This is a genomic window from Brevibacterium sp., from assembly GCF_022712115.1.
Classification (GTDB): Bacteria; Actinomycetota; Actinomycetes; order Actinomycetales; family Brevibacteriaceae; genus Brevibacterium; species Brevibacterium salitolerans.
Window position 1 is genome coordinate 1 of the sequence record NZ_JALAHB010000163.1, and the last position, 10,790, is coordinate 10,790.

At 73.3% G+C, this 10,790-nt stretch carries 9 protein-coding genes and 2 pseudogenes; 5 read left to right on the forward strand and 6 right to left on the reverse strand.

Features of this window, described 5'->3' with window-relative positions; genetic code table 11:
* The first annotated feature begins 133 nt into the window (after positions 1 to 133).
* From Q0A33_RS09160 to Q0A33_RS09170, 3 genes and pseudogenes are all read left to right on the forward strand, one after another.
* Positions 134 to 1,075 carry a MoxR family ATPase gene (locus tag Q0A33_RS09160; RefSeq protein WP_291795345.1) on the forward strand — a complete coding sequence of 314 codons (942 nt, stop codon included), beginning with the start codon at positions 134 to 136 and terminating at the stop codon, positions 1,073 to 1,075.
* Between the two features lie 10 nt (positions 1,076 to 1,085).
* Complete coding sequence (locus tag Q0A33_RS09165; RefSeq protein WP_291795328.1) at positions 1,086 to 2,393, forward strand: DUF58 domain-containing protein; 1,308 nt, start codon at positions 1,086 to 1,088, stop codon at positions 2,391 to 2,393.
* A 157-nt stretch (positions 2,394 to 2,550) separates the two neighbouring features.
* A pseudogene (locus Q0A33_RS09170) lies at positions 2,551 to 2,664 on the forward strand (3-oxoacyl-ACP synthase); the annotation flags it as partial.
* A 24-nt stretch (positions 2,665 to 2,688) separates the two neighbouring features.
* On the opposite strand, the gene Q0A33_RS09175 reads toward Q0A33_RS09170, so the two are convergent.
* On the reverse strand, positions 2,689 to 3,684 hold the full coding sequence (locus Q0A33_RS09175) for a stage II sporulation protein M (RefSeq protein ID WP_291795330.1): 996 nt from the start codon (positions 3,682 to 3,684) through the stop codon (positions 2,689 to 2,691).
* Between the two features lie 65 nt (positions 3,685 to 3,749).
* Here Q0A33_RS09175 and Q0A33_RS09180 point away from each other — a divergent pair, with 65 nt between their 5' ends.
* On the forward strand, positions 3,750 to 4,568 hold the full coding sequence (locus Q0A33_RS09180) for an RDD family protein (RefSeq protein ID WP_291795332.1): 819 nt from the start codon (positions 3,750 to 3,752) through the stop codon (positions 4,566 to 4,568).
* A gap of 314 nt (positions 4,569 to 4,882) precedes the next feature.
* Here the strand turns inward: Q0A33_RS09180 and ahcY are convergent, their stop codons facing one another.
* Genes ahcY through Q0A33_RS09195 form a run of 3 tightly spaced genes read right to left on the reverse strand, consistent with a single transcriptional unit; the run spans position 4,883 to position 8,199 of the window.
* Positions 4,883 to 6,394 carry an adenosylhomocysteinase gene (gene ahcY / locus Q0A33_RS09185; protein ID WP_291795334.1) on the reverse strand — a complete coding sequence of 504 codons (1,512 nt, stop codon included), beginning with the start codon at positions 6,392 to 6,394 and terminating at the stop codon, positions 4,883 to 4,885.
* Positions 6,395 to 6,403: 9 nt separating this feature from the next.
* Positions 6,404 to 7,858, reverse strand: a complete 1,455-nt coding sequence (gene manB / locus Q0A33_RS09190) for a phosphomannomutase/phosphoglucomutase (protein ID WP_291795336.1) — start codon at positions 7,856 to 7,858, stop codon at positions 6,404 to 6,406.
* Positions 7,855 to 8,199, reverse strand: coding sequence for a DUF3499 domain-containing protein (locus Q0A33_RS09195; protein ID WP_291795338.1), 345 nt, complete (start codon positions 8,197 to 8,199; stop codon positions 7,855 to 7,857). Before Q0A33_RS09195 ends, manB begins: the two co-directional genes overlap by 4 nt.
* A gap of 66 nt (positions 8,200 to 8,265) precedes the next feature.
* On the opposite strand from Q0A33_RS09195, the gene Q0A33_RS09200 reads away from it, so the two are divergent.
* Entirely contained in the window at positions 8,266 to 8,643 is a 378-nt protein-coding gene (locus Q0A33_RS09200; protein ID WP_291795340.1) for a hypothetical protein, read from the forward strand.
* Positions 8,644 to 8,657: 14 nt separating this feature from the next.
* Here the strand turns inward: Q0A33_RS09200 and Q0A33_RS09205 are convergent, their stop codons facing one another.
* Together Q0A33_RS09205 and Q0A33_RS09210 are read right to left on the reverse strand one after the other, a co-directional pair.
* Positions 8,658 to 10,142 carry a DUF5719 family protein gene (locus Q0A33_RS09205; protein ID WP_291795343.1) on the reverse strand — a complete coding sequence of 495 codons (1,485 nt, stop codon included), beginning with the start codon at positions 10,140 to 10,142 and terminating at the stop codon, positions 8,658 to 8,660.
* Positions 10,139 to 10,790: pseudogene (locus Q0A33_RS09210) on the reverse strand (hypothetical protein); the annotation flags it as partial. The gene Q0A33_RS09205 and the pseudogene Q0A33_RS09210, both read right to left, overlap by 4 nt.

The window sequence follows — 10,790 nt, forward strand, 5'->3', positions numbered from 1 at the left end:
CGGCCGGACGGAGCAGCCGGCAGCACCCGGAGAGCAGAGTGGGCCCCACCCCGGCCCCGGGCAGTCCTCTCAGCGCCAGACGCACTCGGCTCCCCCGGAGAACGCCTTCCGCCTCACGGAGGAGGACGCCCGGCTGCGCACGGTCCTGCTCCGGGTCGGGGAGGAGACGGCCAAGGCCGTGGTGGGCCAGGAGGCGGCCGTCCGGGGCATCCTCATCGGCCTGCTGGTGCAGGGCCACGTGCTGCTCGAGGGTGTGCCCGGAGTGGCGAAGACGCTGCTGGTCCGGTCCGTCGCCCAGGCGCTCGACCTCACCTCGCAGCGCCTCCAGTTCACCCCCGACCTCATGCCCGGCGACGTCACCGGGTCGCTCGTCTACGACGCGAAGACCGGCGACTTCACCTTCCGCGAAGGTCCCGTCTTCACGCACCTCATGGTCGCGGACGAGATCAACCGCACGCCGCCCAAGACCCAGTCGGCCCTGCTCGAGGCGATGGAGGAGCGGCAGGTGAGCACGGACGGCATCACCCGCCGTCTGCCCAGCCCCTTCCTCGTCGCCGCCACCCAGAACCCCGTCGAGCACGAGGGGACCTATCCGCTGCCGGAGGCGCAGCTCGACCGCTTCCTGTTCAAGCTGGTCCTGGACCTGCCGGATCGCGACACGGAGTTCCGGATCCTCGCCCGCCACGCAGCCGGGTTCGACTCCCGCAGGCTCCGGGACGTGGGGATCGAGCGCGTGGCGGGTCCGGAGCAGCTGCTCGCGGCAGGTGCGCGCGTACGGCAGATCCACGTGGCACCGGAGGTGCTCGCCTACATCGTCGACATCGTCCAGGCCACCCGCAGGGCGCCCTCGCTCTCCCTGGGCGTCTCCCCGCGCGGTGCCACCCGCCTGCTGGCGGCCGCCCAGGCGCAGGCCTGGCTCGCCGGGCGCGGCTTCGTCACACCGGACGACGTGAAGTCCCTGGTGCCCATGACGTTCCGCCACCGCATCACGCTGCGGCCGGAGGCACAGATGGAGGGTGCGGACGTGGACCGCGTCCTGGCCTCCATCCTCGACACCGTCGCAGTCCCCCGCTGAGACCCCACCCATGGCACTGACCTGGCGCTTCCTCGCACTCACCGTCCTCGCCGGCGTCCCCGTCGCGCTGCGTCCGCACTGGACGACGATCGCGGTGATGATCGGCGTCCTGCTCATCGCGGGCCTGCTCGACTGGCTGCTCTCCCCCAGCCCGCTGCGGGTGGGCCTGCAGCGGACCCCCGGACCGCGGATCAGGCTGGGCGGTGAGACGCACGCCGTGCTCACCGTGAGGAACGAGGGGAAGCGGACCCTGCGGCTGACGGTCCGCGACGCCTGGGCTCCGTCCGCCGGGGCCGCCGCATCCGGGCCGGAGTCCACGCGCTTCTCCGCGCAGCTGCGCAGGGACGAGTCCCACGAGCACCGCACCGCCCTCACCCCCACCCGCCGCGGCCTGCTGCGAGCGGACCGGGTCACACTGCGCTCACGGACCCTGGTGGGCCTCGTCGCCCGCCAGCGGAGCATCGAGGTCCCCGCCTCGATCACGGTGCTGCCGCCGTTCCATTCGCGCCGGCACCTGCAGTCGAAGCTGCGCCGCATGCGCGAGCTCGAGGGACGCACGGCGGTGATGCTCAAGGGCGCGGGCACGGAGTTCGACTCCCTGCGCGAATACGTGCGCGGCGACGACGTCCGCGCCATCGACTGGCGGGCCACGGCCCGCGCCCAGGAGATCATGGTGCGCACCTACCGGCCGGAGCGGGACCGCCGGGTCATCATCGTGCTGGACTCCTCGCGGCTGTCCGCCCGGCGCGTGGGCGACGGCACCGCGTTCGACGCCGCGATCGAGTCCGGCCTGCTGCTGGCCGGACTCGCCGCCGGCTCCGGGGACCGCGTGGACGTGCTCGCGGCGGATGCACGGGTGCGCGCGCACGCCGGGCCGCTGGGCCGCCAGGCACCGATGGACACCCTCATGCACACCCTCACCCCGGTGTTCCCGGAGCTGCTGGAGCCCGATTGGGAGGACATCGCCGCCTCGGTGCTCCGGCTCACCTCCCACCGCTCGCTCGTGGTCCTCGTGACGGCGCTGGACACGCCCACGCTCACGGAGGACCTGCTGCCGGTCCTGCCGCTGCTCACCCGCAGGCACACCGTAGCGATCGCCTCCGTGGCGGATCCGGTGCTCGAGGAGATGCGGGAGGGCCGCTACTCGACGACCCAGGCCTACCGGGCCGCGGCGGCGGAGCGCGAGCTCCTCGAGTCGCGGTCGCTCATCCACGCGCTCTCCGGGCTGGGCGTGCACTCCGTGCACGAATCGCCGGAGAACCTGCCGCCGGCGCTCGCCGACCTCTACATCGCACTCAAGGCCTCCGGCCGGATGTGAGTCTGCACCGGGCTGCACAGGCTCATGGCGCGAGCTCCACAGCTGCTCGGCAGAAGTCCTGCGGAGCATCGGAGCCGAACGGGCGGACTCCCGGTGACGTCGGCCGCCGCGGCACGCGGCGATCAGGTCGAAGGGGACCTGCGCAGGAAAGGCACCACTGCCGCGGGCGTCGGGATCGTCGGCGGTCTGCCCGCCGACGGCACTCGGAGTCGCGGACGCTGCAATCCGGACAGGGCGCGCCCGTCGCACTCTCGTGATCGGCGCGGAGAAGACGAGCGATGTCGCCGTCCCGCCCTCAGTACGCGGCGAGCACCGTGTAGCCGGCGCGTTCGTCCTCGAGGTCGCCGTCGCCTCCGGCGCGGACCACGGGCCTGCCCAGCAGAGCGGCGTAGGCGAAGATCGCGAGCGTGAGCAGCACGCCCACGGAGATCTTCAGCCACACCGGCAGCGGATTGGGGGTGATGAAGCCCTCGACCAGGCCGGACAGGAAGAGGAAGAGGACGAGCCCCGCAGCCACGGTGATGAGTGAGCGCGCCTCCTTGGCCAGCGCCGCCCCACGGGTCATGGCGCGCGGGAGCACCCAGGCGAAGAAGATCCGCATGCCGGCGGCTGCGGCGATGAGGATGCAGGTGATCTCCGGGATCCCGTGCGGCAGCAGGTAGGACCAGAAGTCCGCGGCATAGCCCTGGTCGTACATGACCGCGGCGGAGATGCCCACGTTCGCCCCGTTGGAGACGAGGCCGAGCGGGACGTAGAAGCCGGTGATGCCCAGGGCGACCCACTGCACGGCGATCCAGGCGTTGTTCGTCCACACTCCCACGGCGAAGACCGAGTTGGGGTTCTCCTTGTAGTAGTCCACGAAGTCGTGCTCCGCCAGACGCCGCTGCGCCTCCGGCGGCATGAGGGAGTCGAGGACCCCCGGCGTGTGCAGGGCCCACAGGGCGGAGAGCACCGCCGAGGCCAGGAACAGGACCGTGCCCGCCAGCAGCATCCAGCGCAGCTGCCACAGCGCGGCCGGCAGGGAGCGCACCGCGAAGCGGACGAACGCGGAGAGCGGCCCGCGCGGAATCCCCGTGAAATGGGTCCGTGCGCGATGGACGATGACGGACAGGCGGGCCGCGGCCTCCGAGTCCGGGGCGACGGTGACGATCCGCGAGAGGTCCTTCGACGCCGTCCGGTAGAGCCGCATGAAGTCCGCGGCCTCCGAGCTCGTGAGCGTCCGGCGCCTGGCGAGGTCCGAGAGGCGCTGCCAGTCGCCGCCGTGCATCTGAGCCAGCAGTGCGGGGTCCATGGGACACAAGCCTATATGGGACCGGGGCCGGCCGTCCGCGGCCTCCCATATGGCACGATGGGTCCATGAGCGTGCTGGTGACGGGAGAGGCGGTGGCACTCCGCGTGCAGCCCGCCCACTATGCGGCCCGGGCGCTGTCCGCACTCATCGACTACGTCGCCTACCTCATCGTCTACGTGGCGCTGTTCGTCTCCGCCGCGTGGCTCCTGTCCGCCCTGCAGGTCCGCTTCGACCTCCTCATGAACGCCGCACTCATCCTGCTGACGGTGTTCACCACCGTGGCGATCCCCTGCGCCGTCGAGACCTTCAGCCGCGGACGCTCCCTGGGCAAGCTCGCGCTCGGCCTGCGCGTGGTCCGCGCCGACGGCGGCGCCATCAGCTTCCGCCATGCCCTCATCCGCGCGCTCCTGTGGCAGTTCGAGGTGCTCGCCACCGGCGGCGGGGTCGCCGCCCTCGTCGGCCTCCTCTCCCCCAGCAGCCGGCGACTGGGGGACATGCTCGCCGGCACTCTGGCGGTGAGCGAGCGCGCGCGGGCGCCGAGACCGGAGCAGATCGTCCTCAGCCCCCACCTCTACGGCTGGATCCCGCAGGCGGACGTCTCCCCGGTCCCGGCCGGCCTCCACTACCGGATCGTCCAGTTCCTCACCTCCGCCTCCCAGCGGACGCCGGAATCGCGGCAGGAGCGCGCGATCGAACTCGCCGAGGAGCTCAACGCCTTCGTCGCGCCCCCTCCCCCGCCGGGCACCTCGCCGGAGATGTTCCTCTCCGCCGTCATCGCCCGCTCGCGCTGGGAGTACGGCCAGCGGCAGCAGCGGACCGAGGCGGCCGCTGCACGCTTCCGCGACCGCATGGGGACCCTGCCGCACGGGCTCCACCTCACCTGAACGCCCGCAGCGGCTGAGCCTCCGCCTCACCTGAGCCCCCGCCTCGGCGGAGACGCTCACACCGCGCCGCTGTGTGATCACTTTCCCCAGCCATTCCGCCAGTGACGGCCTGGGAAACTGATCAGTCGACAATGGAACGTCAGCGGGTGGGAGTCACAGCGGAGAGGGCCGGACCTGCAGGTCCAGCCCTCTCCGTCTGTCAGCTGCTCGCCGTGCGCCCTACGTTCCACGCGCCCGGCGCTCCGTGTGCCCTGATGCTCCCAGGGCCCGGCGCTCCGCGCGCCCGACGTCCTGCGCTCCGCGCGTCCTGCCGCTCAGTAGCGGTAGTGCTCCGGCTTGTAGGGCCCGGCGACGTCCACGCCGATGTACTCGGCCTGCTCCTTGGTGAGCTCGCTAAGCCGTGCCCCCAGCGCCGGCAGGTGCAGCCGCGCGACCTTCTCGTCGAGCACCTTGGGCAGCCGGTGCACGCCCGCCTCGTACTGCGTCTCACCGGAGTGCAGCTCGATCTGCGCCATCACCTGGTTGGCGAAGGAGGCGCTCATGACGAAGCTGGGGTGCCCCGTGGCGTTGCCGAGGTTGAGCAGACGGCCCTCCGAGAGCACGAGGATGCTCGTCGTCTCCCGCCCGGTGCCCTCCGCCGCCGGAATCGTCCACTCGTGCACCTGCGGCTTGATCTCCACGGCGGAAACGCCCGGGAGCTTCGCCAGGCCGGCGAGATCGATCTCGTCGTCGAAGTGCCCCACATTGCCCACGATCGCGCCGGGCTTGAGGTGCTGGAGATCCTCCACCGTGAGCACGCGGGTGTTGCCGGTCGTCGTGATGACGAAGTCGGCCTCGGGCACGGCCTCCGCCGTCGTGACCACCTGATAGCCGTCCATCACCGCCTGCAGCGCGCAGATGGGATCGACCTCGCTCACGAGCACGCGCGCGCCCTGTCCGGCCATCGCCTCGGTGGCGCCCTTGCCCACGTCGCCGTAGCCGATCACGAGGGCGACCTTGCCGCCGATCAGCACGTCCGTGGCGCGGTTGAGGCCGTCCGGGAGGGAGTGGCGGATGCCGTAGCGGTTGTCGAACTTGGACTTCGTCACGGAGTCGTTCACGTTGACGGCGGGGAACGGGAGGTTCCCGGCCTCCGCCAGCCGGTACAGGCGGTTGACGCCGGTGGTGGTCTCCTCGCTCACGCCCTCCAGCTGCGCGGCGATGCGGCTGAAGCGGCCGGTCTCACCGGCGGCCTCCAGCTCCGCGAGCGCCGTGCGCAGCTGCGCGCGGAAGGCCCGGACCTCCGCCGGATCGTCCTCGCCGTCGGCGGGGACGCCGCCTGCGTCTTCCGCAGCCGCCCCCTCGAGCAGGTACATGGTCGCGTCACCGCCGTCGTCGAGGATCAGCGTGGGGCCGGCGGGCACGCCCTCGGCGGCCGGGAAGCGGAAGATCCGGTCGGTGCACCACCAGTACTCCTCCAGCGACTCGCCCTTCCAGGCGTAGACGGGCACTCCGGCCGGCGCCTCCGGGGTGCCGGCGCCCACTACCACGGCGGCCGCGGCCTCGTCCTGGGTGGAGAAGATGTTGCACGAGGCCCAGCGCACCTGGGCGCCCAGGCTCGTGAGCGTCTCGATGAGCACGGCGGTCTGCACCGTCATGTGCAGGGAGCCTGCGATCCGCGCGCCGGCCAGCGGCTGCGATTCGGCGTACTCCTCGCGCAGCGCCGTGAGACCGGGCATCTCCCTCTCGGCCAGACGGATCTGGTGCCGCCCGGCCTCGGCCAGGGAGAGATCTGCGACCCGGAAGTCGCCGGGGGCCAGCGGTGCCGGAGGTGCGGGGTGCGTCATGGAGTCTCCTTAGACGTGTCGTTCGGACCTCACCCGTGCCAGGACGGCATCGGTGAGGGCACGGGTCCGCGCGCGGTCCGGGGTCTCGCAGTTGAAGCGGACGAGCGGCTCCGTGTTGGACTTGCGGACGTTCGCCCAGAAGTCGGTGCCCTGCAGGGAGACGCCGTCGAACACGTCCACCTCCCCGGCGCCGAACTCCCCGGCACGGGCACGCCGTTCGAACTCCGCCAGCACGGCGTCCGGATCGTCCACCGTGGAGTTGATCTCCCCGGAGGCGGCGTAGCGCTCCCGGCCGGCGACGATCTGCTCCGCGGACTCGTGCGTCCGGGCGAGGATCGCCAGCAGGTGGCAGGCCGCGAGCATGCCGGAGTCCGCGGAGTAGAAGTCGCGGAAGTAGAAGTGCGCGGAGTGCTCGGCGGCGAAGACGCCGTCGTGCAAGCGCATGAGGCGCTTGATCCCGGAATGGCCCACAGGGGTGCGGACGGCCCTGCCGCCGGCGGCCTCGATCGTCTCCGCCACGATCCGCGAGGTGAGCAGATTGTGCAGCACCACCGGCGTCTCCTCGCCGTTGGCGCGCGCCCGGGCGATCTCCCGCTCCGCGACGAGCGCGCCCACGGCCGAGGGTGAGAGCACCGCGCCGGTGCCGTCGATGAAGAAGCAGCGATCAGCGTCCCCGTCGAAGGCGAGCCCCAGATCCGCACCGTGCTCCACGACCGCGGCGCGGACGTCCGCGAGGTTCTCCGGCACCAGCGGGTTGGCCGGGTGGTTGGGGAAGGTGCCGTCGAGCTCCGTGTAGAGGCCGATCACCCTGAACGGCACCGGCTCCAGGCCGGCGTCCGTGCCGAACACCTCACCCAGGAGCTTGCCCGCCATGCCGTTGCCGGCGTCCGCGACCACCGTGAGCTCACGCACCGGGGAGAGCGTGTCGATCCCCGTGAGCGCGCGCAGCCTCTCCGCGAAGGCACGCGCGAGCTCTGCGGCGCGTTCCGGATCCGGTTCGGGATCATCGGTGGCGCGCACCCGCTCCGGCGCGGTGAGCGCGAGGTCCCGGACTGCGCCGAGCCCGGACTCGCGCGACACCCCCGCGGCACCGGGACCGCAGACCTTCACGCCGTTGTAGTCGGCGGGATTGTGGCTGGCCGTGACCATGAGCCCGGGCATGTCCCAGTGGCCCGAGGCGAAGTAGAGCTGGTCCGTCGAGCACATGCCCACGAAGCGGGCGCGGAGGCCCGCGGCGACGACACCGGCCGCCGCGGCGGCGGCGAAGCGCGGCGAGTCCGGCCGCATGTCGCAGCCCAGGACGATCTCCGCAGTACCCCCGTGCTCCGGCTGTGCGAAGTGCCTGGCCGCGCCCCAGCCCAGGGAGAAGAGGAGGTCCTCGTCGAGGTCCGCACCGATCCGGCCGCGCAGGTCGTAGGCGCCCAGGGTCCTGTCGTACCGGGCGCGGCGGTCGTGGGCGCTCACTCCCCGGACTCCGGGATGACGCGCAGATGGCCGCGGCCGCCGGTTGCGGCGGGCACGGCGGCCGGGTTGGTGCGCTCGCGGCGGGGGCGCGCGGCCTCACGCACGGCGTCCGCGATGGCGAGCAGATCGTCCCGGGAGCGTTCGGGGGCCTCGTCGCCGGCGTCCAGACGCAGCAGCGTCCAGCCCTGCGGTGCCGTCATCCTCTCCGCATGCGCGTCGCACAGATCGAGGGCGCCGGGCTCCGCACGCGTGGCGAGGGGACCGACGACGACGGTGGCTTCACGGTGCACGTACGTCATCGTGAATCGGGCGCTCGCGGCGCAGCCGGCTTTCGAACACATACGGACTCCAGACACGCCTGCGATTCTACATGCCCGGCACTCACGTCCCCGCCTACACTCGCCCTCATGGCATCCGCACGCAGGCACGAGCGTCACGGCCGCTCCCCCGTGGTGTTCCGGGGCCGCGTGCCGGCCGCCCGCACGCGCGCGGAGGCGTTCGCCCACCACGCCGCGCTGCTGTTCTCCCGGATCCGCGAGCGCGCCGGCGGGCCACTGGACGCGGTGGAGCTCCTCGTCGACGACGTGCCGGCGCCCGAGGCCGGGCTGGAGCTGGCCTGCGTCCTCCCGGCCCGGCGGGGCTCTCCCGCCGCCGTCGTCGTCCACCGTCTCCCCGTGATCGCCCGCTGCGAGACGGACGAGGAGCTCGGCGAGCTCCTCTCCGGGGTGCTCGCGGACCAGGCGAGTCTGCTCACCGGCCTCGACCCGGACGAGCTGCGCGACTGAGACGGCACCCGCCGCTAGCGCTCCAGACGCACGTCCTGGTAGTCCACTCCGGTGGGCGGGGCGGGCACGGCGAACCCGCTCACCCCGGCCTCCGAGCGGAGGCCGAGCGCCGCGCTCACCTCAGCCCCGGCGGGATTGCGCAGCTCGAGGGCGACGGCCTCGGGGAACTCCGCCAGCGACAGCACGGTGGCCCGGTCCTCGGCGAGGTCCACGAGCCGGGTGCCCGCCTGAGAGCCGCCCGCCCCGATCTCCGCGATCTCGACGGTGCCGCTGCCCGCGGAGAGCACCAGGCTGCCCTCGACACCGTCGCCGGTCTCCGGCAGCACGGCCAGCTGGGTGTCGCCCAGGGGCTCCGCGGCGGCGTAGTGGGCGAGGTCGTCCCCGCCGGTGACGGTGGCCTGCGCCGTCACGGGAGCCTCGGCCTCGACGCGCACGCTCGACTCCGGCAGGTCCTCGCCCAGCTCCACCTCGGCCGTGCCGTGGGCGGGCAGGGCGACCGAGCTCCGGTCCAGCTCCACCGGACCGTCCGCCGCGTGCGCGCTCAGCTCGGCGGTCACGGCCCGGTCCCCCGGGTTGGTCACCCGCAGCCGGACCGCACCGGCCGTCGCCACCGGCACGGCGACGACCTCGTCGAGCACCGTCTGCGCACTCGCGTACTCGATGCCGCGGGCGGTGAGCCCGTCCCGGCGCACGTGCTGGAGGGCGGCGGTGACCTGCCCGTCCTCGGCGGTGACCTCCGCGCCCAGGATCGGCACGCCGGTGGCGAGCGCGCCCAGGGGGATGTGACGGACCTGCTGCGGCCCGATCGTGAAGGCGTCCGTCCCCGCGATGTCGACGGGCCCCGTCTCCCCGGTGAGCGCGATCCGCACGCTGACGGGCGCATCGCCGGGGTTCCCCAGGACCAGCTGCGCGTCGTCGCCGGTCATCGTCGAGACCCCGGAGAACACGGCGCGAGTGAGGGGCGTGTCGCAGGTGTGCGCCGCGAGCCCGGCGACGTCCCCGGAGTCCGCCGAGGCCTTCTGCACGCCCGAGGTGAGCGCCGGGGCCTCATCCGCGGCCAGACCCGTGAACAGGGCGGGACCGTCGACCACGTCGTCGCCGGTGACGAAGGGTTCGGCGGCCGTCTCGAACCGCAGGGTCCTGCCGCCGTCCGCGCTCCCGCCGGCGCCGCCCCCCGCGACCGCGGGAAGCTGCTCGGCCCGGATCGCCGCCGTGCTGCGCGAGCCGTCCGGCGCACCCGCCTCCACCGTGACGGCGCGGGCGCGGGTCTCCGGCGCACCCGCGGAGGCGAACTCCTCGTCGAGGCCCTCCGCCTCCGCACCCAGCTCGAACGGCCCGGGGCAGAGGGAGGCGGTGTCCTGGGCGGGCAGGCGGATCTGCTCCGGACCGCGGGTGCCCGAGCCCGCGGGCACCGGCGCGAGGAATGCGGTGACGGCGACGAGCACGCCCGGCAGCGCCACGCCTGCGACCGTGGCCGTCGTACGGCTGACTCCGCTCATCTGCGGGTGCTCCTTCCGAAGGGCACGGAGACGACTGCGCTGACGAGGACCACCGCACCGGAGGCGAGCGCGAGCGCGCGGAACCACCACGGCGAGGCGCTCACGCGCACCTCGAGCCGGTCGCCGGGGAGCGTGAAGGACTGCGCCCAGCCGTTCTCCGGCTCGGCCTCCTCGAGCGCCCCGGAGGAGGCACGGGCGTCGAGCACCCCTGCCCGCTCCGCGAGCACGAGCCGGCGGCCGGGTTCGCCCTCGGGCACCTGCAGGACCCCGTCGACCACGGGCACCGGTGCGGTCGCGCCGTCGCCGTCGACGGTCCGCGCCCAGGCGACCTCCGCTCCTCCTGCGCCGTCCACCTGCCACAGGCGGCCCTGATCCGCATCACCGAGGCGGGTGAGCCGATGGGTGGCGGAGACGGAGCGCGAGGCCTCCTCGAGGACCTCCCCCCCGTCCCCGGAGAGCACCACGAAGCCGACGCCCAGCTCCTCGAGCGCCTGAGGGTCGCCCGCTCCGGAGGTGAGCCCGCCCACGGCCTCGGCCAGGGCGGTGTCCGCCGCGTCGAGTGCCGCCGGCCTCCGCTCCGGCGGGAACCCCTCGAGCTGCGCGGCGGCGGCCACGGTCGAGGTCTCGAGCCCGCTGCCGGAATCCGGA